This window comes from Rhodanobacter sp. G1, assembly GCF_055397855.1.
This window is the reverse complement of sequence record NZ_AP039674.1, coordinates 203,128-219,339: the sequence shown is the minus strand read 5'-3', so window position 1 is coordinate 219,339 and position 16,212 is coordinate 203,128. Positions and strand designations below refer to the sequence as shown.

12 protein-coding genes and 1 riboswitch are annotated in these 16,212 nt (G+C 69.0%); of the genes, 3 read left to right on the top strand and 9 right to left on the bottom strand.

All coding sequences use genetic code 11. From position 1 onward, the window contains the following. Window positions 1-37 precede the first annotated feature (37 nt). Window positions 38-1,912 (top strand): dihydroxy-acid dehydratase, encoded by a 1,875-nt coding sequence (gene ilvD / locus ACZ5Z2_RS00860; RefSeq protein ID WP_464760094.1) that lies wholly within the window; start codon window positions 38-40, stop codon window positions 1,910-1,912. Window positions 1,913-2,185: 273 nt separating this feature from the next. Here the strand turns inward: ilvD and ACZ5Z2_RS00855 are convergent, their stop codons facing one another. From ACZ5Z2_RS00855 to ACZ5Z2_RS00830, 6 genes are all read right to left on the bottom strand, one after another. Further along, a complete protein-coding gene (locus tag ACZ5Z2_RS00855) occupies window positions 2,186-2,533 on the bottom strand; it encodes a VOC family protein (protein ID WP_464760093.1) in 348 nt (115 codons plus the stop codon). 179 nt (window positions 2,534-2,712) lie between these two features. After that, entirely contained in the window at window positions 2,713-3,957 is a 1,245-nt protein-coding gene (locus ACZ5Z2_RS00850; RefSeq protein ID WP_464760092.1) for a cytochrome-c peroxidase, read from the bottom strand. Between the two features lie 110 nt (window positions 3,958-4,067). Further along, window positions 4,068-6,488, bottom strand: coding sequence for an alkaline phosphatase family protein (locus tag ACZ5Z2_RS00845; protein ID WP_464760091.1), 2,421 nt, complete (start codon window positions 6,486-6,488; stop codon window positions 4,068-4,070). Between the two features lie 97 nt (window positions 6,489-6,585). Then, window positions 6,586-8,913, bottom strand: coding sequence for a TonB-dependent receptor domain-containing protein (locus tag ACZ5Z2_RS00840; RefSeq protein ID WP_464760090.1), 2,328 nt, complete (start codon window positions 8,911-8,913; stop codon window positions 6,586-6,588). Window positions 8,914-9,146: 233 nt separating this feature from the next. Beyond that, window positions 9,147-9,491, bottom strand: a complete 345-nt coding sequence (locus ACZ5Z2_RS00835; RefSeq protein ID WP_464760089.1) for a TfoX/Sxy family protein — start codon at window positions 9,489-9,491, stop codon at window positions 9,147-9,149. Between the two features lie 51 nt (window positions 9,492-9,542). Continuing rightward, window positions 9,543-9,902 carry a DUF1304 domain-containing protein gene (locus ACZ5Z2_RS00830; RefSeq protein ID WP_464761635.1) on the bottom strand — a complete coding sequence of 120 codons (360 nt, stop codon included), beginning with the start codon at window positions 9,900-9,902 and terminating at the stop codon, window positions 9,543-9,545. Window positions 9,903-10,166: 264 nt separating this feature from the next. Here ACZ5Z2_RS00830 and ubiA point away from each other — a divergent pair, with 264 nt between their 5' ends. After that, window positions 10,167-11,060 (top strand): 4-hydroxybenzoate octaprenyltransferase, encoded by an 894-nt coding sequence (gene ubiA, locus ACZ5Z2_RS00825; RefSeq protein ID WP_464761634.1) that lies wholly within the window; start codon window positions 10,167-10,169, stop codon window positions 11,058-11,060. A gap of 6 nt (window positions 11,061-11,066) precedes the next feature. On the opposite strand, the gene ACZ5Z2_RS00820 is transcribed toward ubiA, so the two are convergent. The 3 genes from ACZ5Z2_RS00820 to ubiK form a co-directional block, all read right to left on the bottom strand. After that, window positions 11,067-12,860, bottom strand: a complete 1,794-nt coding sequence (locus ACZ5Z2_RS00820) for a cation:proton antiporter (protein WP_464760088.1) — start codon at window positions 12,858-12,860, stop codon at window positions 11,067-11,069. A gap of 593 nt (window positions 12,861-13,453) precedes the next feature. Then, complete coding sequence (locus ACZ5Z2_RS00815) at window positions 13,454-14,953, bottom strand: YifB family Mg chelatase-like AAA ATPase (protein WP_464760087.1); 1,500 nt, start codon at window positions 14,951-14,953, stop codon at window positions 13,454-13,456. A 156-nt stretch (window positions 14,954-15,109) separates the two neighbouring features. Beyond that, on the bottom strand, window positions 15,110-15,367 hold the full coding sequence (ubiK, locus tag ACZ5Z2_RS00810) for a ubiquinone biosynthesis accessory factor UbiK (protein ID WP_464760086.1): 258 nt from the start codon (window positions 15,365-15,367) through the stop codon (window positions 15,110-15,112). Window positions 15,368-15,551: 184 nt separating this feature from the next. Between ubiK and glnK the strand changes: the two genes are divergently transcribed. Beyond that, the gene (gene glnK, locus ACZ5Z2_RS00805) at window positions 15,552-15,890 is read left to right on the top strand and encodes a P-II family nitrogen regulator (protein WP_464760085.1); all 339 of its coding nucleotides are present in this window, start codon (window positions 15,552-15,554) and stop codon (window positions 15,888-15,890) included. 42 nt (window positions 15,891-15,932) lie between these two features. Then, window positions 15,933-16,146, top strand: a riboswitch (cobalamin riboswitch). The last annotated feature ends 66 nt before the right edge of the window (window positions 16,147-16,212 follow it).

Genomic DNA, 16,212 nt, shown 5'->3' with positions numbered 1-16,212 from the left:
CACGCCCATCCACCTCGATCCACGGAGCACGAACCGCATGCCCGCCTACCGTTCCCGCACCACCACCCACGGCCGCAACATGGCAGGCGCGCGCAGCCTGTGGCGCGCCACCGGCATGAAGGACGGCGACTTCGGCAAGCCGATCATCGCGGTAGCCAACAGCTTCACCCAGTTCGTGCCCGGCCACGTGCACCTGAAGGATCTCGGCCAGCTGGTGGCGCGCGAGATCGAGGCCGCCGGCGGCGTGGCCAAGGAGTTCAACACCATCGCGGTGGACGACGGCATCGCGATGGGCCACGGCGGCATGCTGTATTCGCTGCCCTCGCGCGAGCTGATCGCCGACAGCGTGGAATACATGGCCAACGCGCATTGCGCCGACGCGCTGGTGTGCATCTCCAACTGCGACAAGATCACGCCCGGCATGCTGATGGCCGCGATGCGGCTGAACATCCCCGCGGTGTTCGTCTCCGGCGGCCCGATGGAATCGGGCAGGACGGAGATGAAGGGCGTGGAGCGCTCGCTGGATCTGATCGACGCCATGGTGGCCGCCGCCGACGACAGCTACAGCGACGCCGAGGTGGCGACGATGGAACGCTCGGCCTGCCCCACCTGCGGTTCCTGCTCCGGCATGTTCACCGCCAACTCGATGAACTGCCTCACCGAGGCGCTGGGCCTGGCGCTGCCCGGCAACGGCTCGGTGCTGGCCACGCATGCCGACCGCGAGCAGCTGTTCCGCCAGGCCGGCCGCCGCATCGTCGAGCTGGCCCGCCGCTGGTACGAGCACGACGACGCCACCGCCCTGCCGCGCAGCATCGCCGACCGCGCCGCGTTCGAGAACGCGATGAGCCTGGACATCTCCATGGGCGGCTCCACCAACACCGTGCTGCACCTGCTGGCGGCGGCGCGCGAAGGCGGCGTGGACTTCGGCATGGCCGACATCGACCGCCTCTCGCGCCGCGTGCCCTGCCTGTGCAAGGTGGCGCCGTCGAAGACCGACGTGCACCTGGAAGACGTGCACCGCGCCGGCGGCATCATGGCCATCCTCGGCGAACTCGACCGCGCCGGCCTGATCGACACCGCCCGCCCCACCGTGCACGCGCCCACGCTGGGCGAGGCGCTGGCGCGGTGGGACATCAGGCGCAGCAACGACGAGGCGGTGCACACCTTCTACCGCGCCGCGCCCGGCGGCGTGCCCACCCAGGTCGCCTTCAGCCAGTCCTCGCGCTTCAAGAGCCTGGACACCGACCGCGAGCACGGCGTGATCCGCTCGGCCGAAACGCCCTTCAGCCACGACGGCGGCCTCGCCGTGCTGTTCGGCAACCTCGCGCCGGAAGGCTGCATCGTGAAGACCGCGGGCGTGGACGATTCCATCCTCGTCTTCCACGGCACCGCCAAGGTGTACGAGAGCCAGGAAGCCGCGGTGAGCGGCATCCTCGGCAACAAGGTGAAGCCCGGCGACGTGGTGGTGATCCGCTACGAAGGCCCGCGCGGCGGCCCCGGCATGCAGGAGATGCTCTATCCCACCAGCTATCTCAAGTCGAAGGGCCTGGGCAAGGCCTGCGCGCTGATCACCGACGGCCGCTTCTCCGGCGGCACCGCCGGCCTCTCCATCGGCCACGTCTCGCCGGAAGCCGCCGAAGGCGGACTGATCGCGCTGGTCGAGGACGGCGACACCATCGCCATCGACATCCCCAACCGCGGCATCCGCCTCGACCTGCCGCAGGAAGTCATCGCCGCGCGGCGCGCCGCGATGGAAGCGCGCGGACGCGACGCATGGAAGCCGGTGGATCGTGCGCGGCCGGTTTCGGTGGCGCTGCAGGCCTATGCCGCGATGGCTTCCAATGCGGCGAACGGGGCGGTGCGCGACTTGGGGCGGCTGGCCGCGACGCACTCCGGCAAAGCGACGGCTTGACCGCGGCGGCAACCCGACCCTTGACGCCATGCCTGCACAGGGGAAGTTCTGGTCGATCGCCTCTTGCTCGTCATCCTGGCGAAGGCCGGGATCCAGTGTCTGCATGCCATTGAAGGCAGAAACGCCAGATTCCTGCTTTCGCGGGAATGACGAGCAAAACCAGAGCTTCCCAAGCAGGCATGGTGATGGACTCACCGCTCGCCCCGAGCGTAGCGAAACGGAGTCGAAGGACACCGGTGGCCGCCATTTGTTGGCCGGATTTATGACGCGGCATCAACCGCCTTCGGTCACTTCCAGCTCGAACACGTGGTTGTCGTAGTCGTCGAAGTACAACGCCGTGTCGCCACGCGCCATCAGGCATTCGATACCCGCCGCGCGCAAGCGCTCCGCGCAGGCCAGCTGCTCGGCCTTGTCCACCGCGAAGGCGATGTGGTCGCCGTTCCGCGTGGCTGGCGGCGTGCCGCGCACCAGCACCAGGCAGACCCCGCCCAGCCGAACCTCGGTGTCGTGGTCGCCTTCGCCGAGTTCCACGCGCGCATCGTCGAACACCTGCGCGAACAGGCGCGCGCTGCGCGCGGGATCGCGCACCATCAGGGCGATATGGTCGAGGGACTTGGGCATGTCGGCTCCACACGGCAGGGGAAATCCTCGGATGCGCAAGCGCATCGTCCCGGCACACCCGATCGTGCGAGATGCGCCGCGATGGAACCCATCGTAGAACGGCATACGCATGAAGGCGACGTCTCTTCACTCTTGCGCACAGGACAGACAAGCCGCCGCAGGTCGCGCGGAAGCGTTGCCTACGGCGCCCCACCCGGCTTGGCCGAATAACCATCGTCCAGCGTCTGCAGGAAGGCGATGACGTCGGCGATCTCGCGCGCGTCGAGCGCAGGCTTGTCGCCGGGTGCGCGATCCATCGGCGCGTCGCTGCGATCCACGTTGGCGCGGTAGCGGAGCGGCAGGTCGTCGAACTTCCGCGCCTTGCCGCGCACCACCGGGTACCACTGGCGCGGGTCGGTATCGCGCTCGACGTAGAAACGCATCATCGCGTCCAGCGTGTGGAAGTAGCCGTTGTGGAAGAACACCCGGCGCGTGGCGACGTTGCGCAGGGTCGGCGTCTTGAACATGCCGCAGTACTGCGCCTGCGCGGCGAGGTCATGCCGCTTGGGGCCGCACAGGCCCAGGTCGTGGTAGTGCGGATCGCGGTTGGCCGGGATCGCCGGATTGCGCGGCACGCCCAGCGCTTCATAGGCGTAGTCGGTGAACACCGCCGGCCGGCCGCCCGGCCCCGGCACGTCGATGTGGCAGGACGCGCAGTTGCCTTTCCTCGGGTCGTTGAACAGGGCGTAGCCGCGCAGCTCCCGCGCGGTGAAGCGGGCGTGGCCCGACATCACCGCGTCGAACTTGCTGGTGTAGGGATGGAAACTCGGGTCTTCCGCCTGGAAGGCTTCCAGCGCCGCGCCGATGGCGTCGAACGCCTGCTGCGGATGCCGGAACACGTCCGCGCCGAAGACCTGCTCGAACTGCCGCGCGTGCGCGCCGTCGCGCACCGACGCGACTACCGCCGCCGGCGTCGCGTTGGCCATCTCGTCCGGATCGAGCAGTGGGCCGGCGGCCTGTTGCCGGCGCGAGGCCGCCGCGCCGTCGCGGTCGAAGCCGCCGGTGGGGCCTTCGTATTCGGCGTCTTCGGAGCCGGGGGTGAAGTAGTTCAGGGTGAACAGCGGGGTGTTGTCCAGGTAGCGCAGCGAAGGCACCGCGCGCGTGCCCGCGTGGCGCATGTCTCGCCCGCCCAATTGCACCGCGCGACCATTCGGCGGCCCATAGGCATGCGCGGGATCGTGGCAACTGGCGCAGGACATCCGCCCGGAGGCGGACAGCGCGGTGTCGAAGAACAACTGCCTGCCCAGTTCCGCCCGCAGACTCAATCGCGTGGGCACCGGCGGGTAGCGCACCCACTGGCGGATGGCGGCATCGCGTGCCGCATCGGTTGATGCGGCGACGCGTTCGCGCGCGACTGCCGGCAGGCAGGTACCGGCGATGCCCATGGCGGCCAGCGCCAACGCCGCAACAAGGGCGGCCCTGATCCCGTCCGATCCGATGCGATGCTTCTTCGTCCGCACGACACGCATGGCTTCGCCCAAGCTGCGGCGACCGCTCAGAACCGGAACAGCGACATCAGGTCGCCCACCGCCGGGCCGTTGATCGGCCGGTACGGGTGGCCGGCCGTGGTCACCGGATTCGGCAGGTTGTCGCGGCTGCGCGGCGACAGCGGCGGCAGGCGCCAGTTGCGCTCGATGAACTTCAGGATCGAGGCGTGATCGCCGTACGCGTGGTCGACCACGCCCTTGCGCGCATACGGCGAAACCGCCAGCAGCGCAATGCGCGGGCCGTCGCCGAAGAAGTCCAGCGTCTGGATGTAGCCGGTGTCGAAGTGACCGCCGCCCTCGTCGGTGGTAATCAGGATCGCGGTGTGCGCCCACAGCGCCGGGTCGGCCTGCACCCTGGCCAGCAGATCCTTGAGGAAGGCTTCGTAGCTGGCCGGCGCCGAATAGCCCGGATGGCCGCTGTCGAGGTTCTTCGGCACCACGAAGGACACCGCCGGCAGCGTGTGGTGCGCGAGGTCGCTGTCGAGCGTGGCGAGGCCGGCGAGGCGGGACTTCAGCGCCGGATCGCCCATCACCTTCGCGGAGGCCGCCAGCGGATCGCCGATGTTGTTGTACTGAAGCATCTGCGCCTTCGCCACCGGCACGTGCAGCGCGGCCGCTTCCGCGGCGACGTCCGCCGCGTCGCGCGCGCCGGTGTACCACTTCCAGCTCACGCCGTGCCTCGCCAGCGACTCGGCGATGGTCGGCACGGTCTGCGGCGGGTAGGTGTAGTTGTCCGGGCCGATCGGCTGCGGGCGGCCGTCCATGTCGTAGCCGGGGTTGTAGTTGTTCACCAGGTAGTAGGCGCCGGGTGCGCACTTGCTGGGGATGCGCCGCGCGTCGAGGAAGGCGAGGATGGCGGCCACGCCCGGCTGCTTCGGGTCGGAGCAGTCCACGTAGGAACCGCCCTCGTAGCCGTCACGGGTATAGAAGTCCGGCGTGCCCGGCAGCGGATCGGGGTTCTCGATCTGGTTGGCCGGCGGCGTGGCGGGCACGTCATCCCGGTTGAAGAACGGCAGGTCGGCGGTGGCGATGGCGAAGAAGTTGGCGCCGGTGCCGCCCATCACGGACTGGTGGTAGTTGTCGCTCAGCGCGTAGTCCCGCGCCAGCGAGTGGAACAGCGGCGCGTCGCCGGCGGACATGTTCATGAAGCCCATCAGCTCGCCGCCCTGCGCCGGGTTGGCCGGGCTGACGCCCTTGGTGTCGCCGCCCATGCCCGCGCTCGCGGCCACCCAGGTGAACATGTCCAGCCTGCCGTTGTCGCCGCCCGTCTGCTGCCACATCTGGAAGAAGCGGTGCACCGGGTCGCCGGTCACCACCACCGCCGCCAGCCCGTCCTTGCCGGCGTTGCGGTACGGCACGTAGCGGGTGATCGGGAACGGCCCGTTGGGCAGGTCGGCGGGGAAGCGCGTGTCCGGCGTGCCGCCGGCGCTCTGGAAGGTGACCGGGTTCATCTCGCCGATCTGCAACGGCTGCGGCAGCGTGGCGTAGCGGCCCGCGCGTTCGGGTTGCAGGGCATAGGCCTGCAATGGCGCGCCCTTGCTCTGCGCGGCCAGCGCGAAATTCGGGCCGGGCGTGCCGTCGGCGTTGACGATGCCTTCGGACAGCAGGTTGCGCACCGACTGCCCGGCGGCCGGCGCATAGCCGCCGAAAAGGCCGTCGAAGGTCTGGTTCTCGCCGATCACCACGATGACGTGCCGGATCGGCGTGGTGGTCGGCCCCTGCGCGATGGCCAGCGCCGAAGCCGCCGCGCGCGCGGGCACGGCGCCGGAGGGCGCGCCTTGCGCGGGAACGGCGACGACGGCGCGGTCGGCGTCGCTGCCCACGCTGGCGCTGCCGTGCCGCACGTCGAAGTGGACGACCGAGAACAGCGTGCGCAGCGGATTGCCGGCATCGGCGTGGGACGACGCATCGGCCGACGCATCGGCAGGCACGCGGAACACTGCGTAAAGCGGCGCGAACACGTCGTCGACGGCGCGTCCCGCCGCGGCGATGCGTGCGGCATCGAGCCCGGTCATCTGCGCCGCATCCGGCGCGCCGTCCAGCACTGCGCCCAAGGCGCGTTGCGCCTTCAAGGTGGTGATCGGGTCGAGGTTCGCCACCCTCCGCTGCTGTCCCGGCGCGGGCGCGACGACGGCCGACAAGGTGGCCGGCGCGCCGTCGTCGCCGTTGAACGGCGCCGTCAGCACGTAGGGGCCGGCGCCGTCAAGCGCGAGCGAGTAGCGGCCCTGCGCGTCCGTCACGCCGGATGCCACATGATGGCCCGCATGATCGGTGGCCGTGACCGGCACGCCCGCCACCGGCACCGCGCCGCCGACCACGCCGGTGACCGTTTCCGTGACATGAGACGGCCTCGCCGCCTGCTGGCAGGCACTCAGCGAAACCGCGCCCGACGAGAGCAAAAGGGCCAGCGGCAACAGACGACGCTTCATGGGTGATCCCGAGAGATGGAAGAAAGGCCGCGGATCGGCTCGCGGCCATGCCGTCCGCCCACCGTGCCGGCCGCGAACCGGCCGGCACGGGGAAGCGTCAGAACTGCGCGTTGACGTTGACGAACGCCTGCCGCGGCGCGCCGGCCTGCAGGGTCTGGTTGTAGCCTTCCGGATCGGCGGCCACGTAGCCGTTGGTGCCGGTGGTGGCGAAGTAGTGCTTGTTGGCGAGGTTGGTCACGTTGAGCGCCAGGCGGATATCGCGGAAGCCGGCCAGCGCGCCGAGGTCGTAGCTCGCGCCCGCGTTGAACAGCCAGTACGACGGCACCTGCGAGTCGTTGGTGTAGGTGATGTAGCGCCGGCCGGTGTACTTGCCGTCGAACGTGAAGTCCCAGGCGCCCGCGCGGTAGTCCGCGCCGGAGGTGAACATCCAGCTCGGGATACCCACCACGTACTTGCCCTTGGTGGCGACCACGCCGCCGTTGAGGTAGTCGTCCTGGTACTTGGAGCTGTCGTAGGACAGCGTGTTGAGCCAGCGCAGCCCGGCGACCGGGCGCCAGATCAGCGACAGGTCGACGCCCTTGCTGTCCACGCTGCCCACGTTGTCCAACTGGCTGGCGCAGGTCTGCACCGCCGAGCATGGCGTGGTCTGCAGCAGGCGGTTGCTGAAGCGCGTGTAATACAGGTCGGCCGCCGCCTCGAAGGTTTCGCCGTGCACGCGGTAGCCGGCTTCCAGCGTCTGCGAGCCTTCCGGCTTGAGCGTGCCCTTGCTGGCGTCGAACGTCGCCTGCGAGGTGGAGAACGGCAGCGCGCCGTAGGCGTTGATGTTCTTGCTGTACGAGGCGTAGACGTCCTGGCGCTCGTCCAGCTTGTAGTCCAGGCCGGCCTGCGGCAGGAAGCCCTTGCTGGCCTTGATGCTGCCCTGCGCGAACGCGCTGGTGGCCACCAGCGAATCCGACGTGCTGGTGGAGCGCAGCGACTTGGCGCCGACGTTGACCGTCAGCCTGTCGTCCATGAAATGCAGGGTGTCCTCGGCATAGGCCATGCGCGTGTCGTAGGTGTAGTGCTGCAGGAAGCCGCGCAGGAACGGCGTCTCGCCGTCGTAGAACCGCCACAGGCCGGTGTAGGGGCCGGCGAGGTTGAAGTAATTGCGCTCGACGTTGTTGCTGGAGTCCTCGCCCCACACGCCCACTTCGATGTCGTTGTTGCCGATCGTGTATTGCAGCGAGCTGGTCACGCCGTAGCGATCCAGGCCGTAGTCGGTGGTGCGCATCGCCAGCGGCAGGCCGGACGCCGGCGACGGCGCGTAAGGCGTCACCCATTGCCCCTCGCCGCGGTCGTCGTGGTAGTAGGTGCCCACGTTCCAGGTGAGGTCGTTGCCGAGGTTGAAGCTGCCGCTGAGGCCGTCCAGCGTGTCGTTGCGGATGCCGCCGCCCGCGTAGTAGTCCGCATCCAGCCAGTCGTAGTCGGCGGGCAGGCCGGCCAGCGAGGACGGATAACCGTTCGCCACGCCGCCGTACTGCCCGGTGGCCTGGTAGGCCTTGGCGGCCTGCAGCGCGGTGTTCCAGTCGGGTTGCCAGTAGTCGAAGTTCCAGCCCAGCACGCGCTGGCTGGTCAGCGACAGATCCTGGTAGTCGTATTCCTTGCGGCGCGAGTCGTCCACGAACAGGCTGACGCGGTTGCCGTCGCCCCACTGGTAGAGCGCCTTCAGGTTGGCCTGGTTGGATTCCTGCGAGCCGTAGCCCTTCCACTTGTCGGTGTTGGCGTGGTCGAACGACACGTACATCGAAAAGCCGTGGTAGTCGCCCGTGTCCAGCCGCACGAAGGTGCGATGAGTGTCGTCCGAGCCGAAGGCCTGGTTGAAGCGAAAGCCCGCCTGCACGTCAGGATCGGCCGAATAGAACTGCACAGTGCCGCCGAGGTTGGTGTTGGCCGGCGTGCCCAGCGCGCCGGCGCCCTGCGCCAGCTGCACCGAGGCGATGTTGTCCGAGCTGATCGCGCGGGTCACCTGCAGGCCGTTGCTCACCGCATACGACATGTTGCCCAGCGGGATGTCGTCCAGCGTGAAGCCGAGGCGGCTCTGGTCGAAGCCGTGCAGGCTGATCGCCGTGGACCACTCGTAGGCGCCCCACGGATCGGAGGACTGGAAGTTCACGCCCGGCAGCTCGTTGAGCACCTTCAGCGCGCTGGTGCCCGGCGCCGCGGCCTCGATGTCCTTGCTGCCGATGGTCTGGATCTGGCGTGTCTCGCCGGTCGCCACCACGGACACCGCCGTCAGCGACTTGGCATTGTCCCTGGAGGGCGCGGCCGCCGTTGCAGGCGCCGCGCCGGGCGCATCGTCGGCCGCAACGGCCACGTTTCCGTGCAGGGTCGCGAGGATGGCCAGGGCGAGGCCCGACAGGTGGAGCGAAGTGCGACGGCTGAACATGCGCAGGCATCCTTTGCGGCGCATCTCGCGAGGACGCCGCTTGCGGTGATGGAGAGTTCGACGACCGTCCGTGACGGTGCGCAGCGCATGATGAATCCGCTTTGTGAAAATCCGCCTACAGCCAGATGAAGACGCGGCGTGCGGCGCGGCGCCAGGGCTTCGCGGCTACGTCGGGCACGATGCCGCGCGCATCGGGCGACCCCGACCTCGACGCATGGGGAACCGTGCGCGGGCTACTTGCCGCGCCTGCCTGCCACCGCGGGTTTGCGCGGCTTCGGCACCGGCATCAGCGCCGCCGTTTCGAGGAACAGGCAACGGATCGCGTCCGAATCGTCCAGCAGTTCGTCGGCCACCGGATAGTCCTTGGCGCCGGGATACGGCGGGCGCTGCGGCAACTTAGGCGCCAGCTTCGTCGCGGCGGCGGAAGGCTTCACGAACAGGCTGTTGTCGCAGGCGAAGGCCACCACCTTGCCGTCCACGTACAGCGCGTATTCGCCGAACATCTTCTTGTGCGAGAGCCGCTCGCCGAGCGCGGCTTGCCCGGTCACGTAATCGATGAAATCGCGGTCGGTGGCCATGCGTCGGGAAGCCTCGAATCCAGATTGGGTTGTGCCGCAATGCCGTGGCGTTCAGCGCGAAAAAATCACCAGCAACAGGCCCAGCAGGCCGGGAAGCGCCTGCACGTAGAGGATCTTGCGGCTTGCCGTCGCGGCGCCATAGACGCCTGCGACGACCACGCACAGCAGGAAGTAAATCTTGAATTCGTAACCCGCCGCGCCGCGGATCGCGCCCCACAGCAGGCCGGCGGCGATGAAGCCGTTGTACAGGCCCTGGTTTGCCGCCAACACCTTCGTGGCCGCCGCCCGTTCCTGCGACAGGCCGAACGCCTTCCTGCCGGCCGGCTTGTCCCAGAGGAACATTTCCAGCACCAGGAAATAGCCGTGCAGCAAGGCCACCAGCAGCACCGCGGTTTCGGAAATCGTCGCCAACATGTCCTGCCTCCGGGCAATGGATCCCAACCCCGCGCGAGCACACGCACCGCACGCCTGCCGAGCCTGGGGGATGCGCCATTGTCATTCCCCGCACTGCATCACGCCATGCCCCTCGCCCCCGCACGTTAAACTTCGCCGATGGCCTCCACCCCGCGCAAGCGCCAGCGGCGCAAACCAGCCCCCTCGTCTTCGCCGCGCGTTGCGAAGGCGAAGGCGGCCACGGCCGCGCGCCCGGCCGACAGCTCCGCGCGCGCCAACGGCGTGCTGGACGGGTTGCTGCGCAGGCTGCCGGAACGGCATCGGGAGAAGGTGCGCGACTACCTGGTGCTCACCCGCATGGATCGCCCCATCGGCGCACTGCTGCTGCTGTGGCCGACCTGGTGGGCGCTGTGGCTGGCGGCCGGCGACTGGCCGCCGCTGAAGCCGCTGGCGATCTTCACGCTGGGCGTGTTCGCGATGCGCGCGGCGGGCTGCGCGATCAACGACTACGCCGACCGCAAGCTCGACCCGCAGGTGGAACGCACCGCCGGGCGGCCGATCGCCAGCGGCCGGGTGACGCCGCGCGAGGCGCTGGGGGTGTTCGGCGCGCTGCTGGTGTTCGCCTTCGTGCTGGTGCTGTTCACCAACCGGCTCACCATCGAACTCTCCTTCGCGGGCGCGGCGCTGGCGGCGATCTACCCGTTCACCAAGCGCTGGACGTACCTGCCGCAGGTGGTGCTGGGCGCGGCGTTCGGCTGGGCCATCCCGATGGCGTTCGCGGCGGTGGCGGGAACGGTGCCACCGCTGGGCTGGCTGCTGTTCATCGCCAACATCCTGTGGTCGGTGGTGTACGACACCGAGTACGCGATGGTGGATCGCGAGGACGACCTCAAGGCCGGCGCGAAATCCACCGCGATCCTGTTCGGCGACGCCGACCTGCCCATCCTCGGCGTGCTGATGGCCACCCTGCTGCTGGCGATGGTGTTCGTGGGCGAGCGCGCGCAGCTGGGCTGGCCGTACTGGCTGGCGCTGCTGGCGGCGACCGGCCTGTTCGCGTACCAGCTGCGGCTGATCCGCAGGCGCGAGCGCGGCGCCTGCTTCGCCGCCTTCCGCCACAACAACTGGTGGGGCCTGGTGGTATGGATCGGCATCGTGCTGGCGCTGGCGGTGAAGTAACGTCGCCTAGGCGTCGCCGGCCGCGGGCGGAACCAGCGCGATCACCGTCCAGCCCGGCATCGGTTCCAGCGCGCGCTTGGTCGACGCCACGCGCAACGCGCCTTTTTCCTCCACGCCGAACAGCAGCACGCTGTCCGAACCGTGTTGCGCGACGAAATCCGGCCAGCCGAAGGTGGCGCTGAGCCGCGTGGACTTGATGCGCCAGCCGCGTGCGAGCCGCTCCGCGAAGCAGGCATGCGTCATCGACTCGTCGAACAGCGGCGGCGCCAGCAGCGTGTCGGCCAGCGCGTTGCGGTCGGTGTTCTCTTCCGGGGCAAGCACGCGCAGGCGGTAGACCCTGTGGCGGCCGAACTCCTGCCGGTAATGCACGCAGGCCAGCGTGTTGCGCTCGCGATGCACCGACATCGCCAACAGGCGGCCGATGCCGACGAGATCGAGATTGCGCTCGGCATGCGGCGAAGCCGGATTGCCGAAGAAGGTGTTCAGCCCTTCCATGCGGGCGCGGCGGATGCCGTCGTGGTCGTCGTCGGCCAGCACCACGCGGAAACCCGCCTCGTGCAGCGCCCTGCCCACGCCGCGCGCCACCGCGTCGGATCCGAAAATCAGCACGCCGCGCGGTTCCGGCTCGGCCACTTTCAGCCACAGCGCCAACGGCCGCGCCGTGGCGCTCTGCAGCACCACGGTGCCGATGATGAGGATGAACACCAGCGGCACCAGCGCGTCCGCGCCCGCCACGCCCAGCGCCTGCAGCCGCAACGCGAACAGGGCGGAGACCGAGGCGGCCACGATGCCGCGCGGCGCCACCCAGCCGAGCAGCGCGCGCTCGCGCCAGCTCAGCGTGCTGCCGAGGCTGGCGGCCAGCACGCTGAGCGGCCGCACCACGCATTGCGCCACGAGGAAGATCGCCAGGCCCTTCCACAGCAGGTCGCCCGGCAACGGCCACGGCAGCCGCGCCGCCAGCACGATGAACAGCAGCGACACCAGCAGGATGGTGAGGTGTTCCTTGAAGTCGAGGATGTCGTCGACATGCACGCCGCGCATGTTGCCCAGCGCGATGCCCATGATCGTCACCGTGAGCAGGCCGGACTCGTGCGCCAGCGCGTTGGAAAACGTGAAGGCCAGCAGCACGGTGGCCAGCACGCCGAAATTCTGCAGGTATTCGGGAATCAGCTGGCGCCGCAGCAGCAGCCCCAGCAGCCACGCCGCGAGCGCGCCCACCGCCACGCCGCAGAGCACCGTGCCGAGGAACACGCTGAGCGCGTGGCCTTCCTCCCGCGACACCACCACTTCGTAGGTCAGCACCGCGAACAGCGCGCCCAGCGGGTCGATCACGATGCCTTCCCAGCGCAACGCATTCGCGATGCGCGCGTTCGGCCGCAGCGTGCGCAGCATCGGCGCGATCACGGTAGGCCCGGTGACGCAGGTGAGCGCGCCGAACAGGAAGGCGATCGGCCATGTCACGCCAGCCACGACGTGCGCGGCCACAGCCAGCATCAGCAAGGTCACCAGCGCGCCGTAGCTCACCAGCCCGCGCACCACGCCGCCGATGCCGGGCAGCTCGTGGAAGCGCAGCGCCAGGCTGCCTTCGAACAGGATCACGGCCACGGCCAGCGACACCATCGGGAACAGCAGGCCGCCGAGCAGCGCATCGGGGCGCAGCAGACCGGACACCGGCCCGAGCAGCAGGCCCGCCAGCAGCAGAAACACGATGGCAGGCACCCTCACCCGCCACGCCAGCCACTGGCACAGGAAACCGATCACCAGCATGCCGGTGAGCACCAGACCCGGTTCAATGCCCATCGCGATCCTTGGGGAAGCTCTGATTTTGCTTGTCATTCCGGCGAAAGCCCACTGCTGTCCGGAATAATCTGGGGATGGTGTCGAAGGATGAAGGCCCGCGCCGCTTGCACGAAGCATGGCGAGAAGGCGACTTCATTTCCGATAACGACCACCTATCCAGACTGTCATCCCGGCGAAGGCCGGGATCCAGTAGCGACCATGTTCGCTCAGGCCGCACGGCCACTGGATGACTCGCTTCGCTCGCCCCTTCGGGGCCGCCCTGCGGGCGTTCTGCGCGCTTCGCGCTTGTCCGGCCTGCGCCGGAATGACGAGAAAGACCCCGGCCACGAATGTTCAAAATTATTCCGGACAGTAGTGGGCGAAAGCCGGGATCCAGAGCTTCTAAGCTATTGTAAAGAAAAGACACTGGATTCCTGCTTGACCGACCTTGCGGTCGTTGAAAAGCGCCTCGCAGGAATGACGAGCAAGCAGCCGATTGATCAGACCACCCCTGGGTTCGCCCCGCCGGCCTTATCGAAACACGCGGTGTCGCAGGGAGGCAAGAAACGCGACCGACAGCACGAGACGAAACACGCTCCGTCATCCGCTCCCGCTCAGAAACGGCGGTATTGCAGCGCCTCGGCGAGGTGCTCGCGCTCCAGCGTGGCGGAGCCGCCGTCGATGTCGGCGATGGTGCGCGCCACGCGCAGCACGCGGTGGTAGGCGCGCGCGGACAGGCCGAGCTTCTCCAGCGCCTGCTCGTACCAGCGGCGCTCAACCGTGCTCAGCGCGCAGTCGCGCTCCAGCTCGCGGTGGTTGATCTCCGCGTTCGGCCGGCCCGCGCGCATCAGCGCATGGCGGCGCGCGTTGAGCACGCGGGCGCGCACGGTGGCGGAATCCTCGTCGTGCGGGCCGCGTGCGGCATCCATTTCGTGCAGCGGAAGCGGCGGCACTTCGACGGCGAGGTCGATGCGATCCAGCAGCGGCCCGGATACCTTCGCGCGATAGCGCTGGATCTGCTCGGGCGTGCATCGGCAGCGGCGGCGCGCATCGCCGGCATAGCCGCACGGGCATGGATTCATCGCCGCCACCAGCTGGAACCGCGCGGGAAAAGTGGATTGCCGCGCCGCGCGCGACACCACGATCTGGCCGGATTCCAGCGGCTCGCGCAGCACTTCCAACACGTTCCGGCTGAACTCCGGCAGTTCGTCGAGGAACAGCACGCCGTTGTGCGCCAGCGAAATCTCGCCCGGCCGCGGCTGCGACCCGCCGCCAACCAGGGCCACCCCGGAGGCGGTGTGGTGCGGCGCGCGGAACGGCCGGCGCCGCCAGCGCGCCGTGTCGGTGGGTTGGCCGGCCACCGACAGCACGGCGCAGGTTTCCAGCGCCTCGGACTCCGAAAGCGGCGGCAGGATGCCGGGCAGGCGTTCGGCCAGCATGGTCTTGCCGGTGCCCGGCGGCCCCACCAGCAACAGGTGATGGCCGCCCACGGCGGCGATTTCCAGCGCGCGGCGCGCCTGCAGCTGGCCGCGCACGTCGCGCAGGTTCGGGCCGTCGTAGATGCCGCCTTCGCCGGCCACGCCTACCGGCGTGGCGAGATCCTGTGCGCCGCGCAGCCAGCCGCAGACTTCGGCCAGCGTGTCGGCCACGCGCACGTCCACTTCGGAAACCAGCGCCGCCTCGGCTGCATTCGCGCGCGGCACCACTACTTTGCGCCCGCGCGCACGCGCGCGCAGCAGCGCCGGCAGCACGCCGGAGACGCTGCGCAGCGAACCGCTGAGCGCCAGCTCGCCGAGGAACTCGCAGTCGTCCAGTTTTTCGCGCGGCACCTGGCCGCTGGCGGCGAGGATGCCCAGCGCGATCGGCAGGTCGAAGCGGCCGCCGTCCTTGGGCAGCTCGGCGGGCGCCAGGTTCACGGTGACCTTGCGGCCGGGGTATTCGAAGGCGGTGTTCTGGATCGCCACGCGCACGCGGTCGCGCGCCTCGCGCACGGCGGCTTCGGGCAGGCCCACGATGCTGGTGGCCGGCAGGCCGCCGGACAGATGCACCTCGACCATCACCTGCGGCGCGGCGATGCCTGCCTGGGCCCGGCTGAGGGTGACGGCAAGGCTCATGCGACCGCTCCCTGTCGACGCGCGAACCGGCCTGCCGCGAAGCCGTTGTCGTGCACCCACATCGAACCACTCCATGCACGGCTTCAGTCGTAAATAACCGCCCCCGACCGCAAAACTCGGGGTGAGGGTGACGGATCGGGGGCGGCTCCCGGGAGGCTAGTCCCCGCGGGCGGCGACGGCGGCCTCGAGTTCGGCCACGCGCCGCTCCAGTTCCTCGACCCTGGCGCGGGTGCGCGCAAGCACCTGGGTCTGGACGTCGAACTCTTCGCGGGTGACCAGGTCGAGGCGGCGCAATCCCTGTGCCAGAACATCGTGGAAATTGGTTCGCAGATCCTGCTGCGCCTGTGCCACTCCGGGCGGAACCAACGATGCCAGGCGTCGTGCCAGCTGATCGATATCCAGCCTATCCATCATGGATGGCGCCTCGAACTTGTCGAGGCACAGTGTCTGCGAACGCAGGGTGGGCGCACCATCAGCGGGCTCCGTGATTTGGTGTAGGGATTGCCCTACATGGTATCTCCCACGCGACAGCGGCGGGCCACGGAGGCAAAATGCCTGCCCGCATCGCACCGCGATGCCCTTTGCCCGAGGAATACCCATGAAGCTGGTCGTGGCGATCATCAAGCCGTTCAAGCTCGACGACGTGCGCGAGGCGCTGGCCGAGGTCGGCGTACAGGGCATCACGGTGACCGAGGTGAAGGGTTTCGGCCGCCAGAAGGGCCATACCGAGCTGTACCGCGGCGCCGAGTACGTGGTCGATTTCCTGCCCAAGATCAAGCTGGAGGCCGCCGTGGCCGACGATCAACTGGAGCGCGTGCTGGAAGCGATCCAGAACTCTGCCCGCACCGGCAAGATCGGCGACGGCAAGATCTTCGTCAGCCCGCTGGAACAGGTGATCCGCATCCGCACCGGCGAGCTGGATCAGGACGCCTTGTAAGGGTTATCCACAAGTTGTTGGGTTGACCCAGCCGATTTGGCCCGATATGTTGTGCCTGTCGGTGCCCTGCCAGACGCGATCGTCGGCCGGGCTCAAAAGGGAATCCGGTGCGAATCCGGAACTGCCCCGCAGCGGTAAGCGGAAACGAACGTCTCGATAGCGCACTGATCCACAGCGATCGGGAAGCGGAGACCAGTAGGCGGGCCATGGCCCACGTCCGCGAGTCCGAAGACCTGCCGACGCGTCGTGGCCACAGCGCCACGGCGGGTGGTGGCGGCTTCCGCGGGGAGGCGCGTCGGATCGTCGGGCCGCCGCGCCCGAT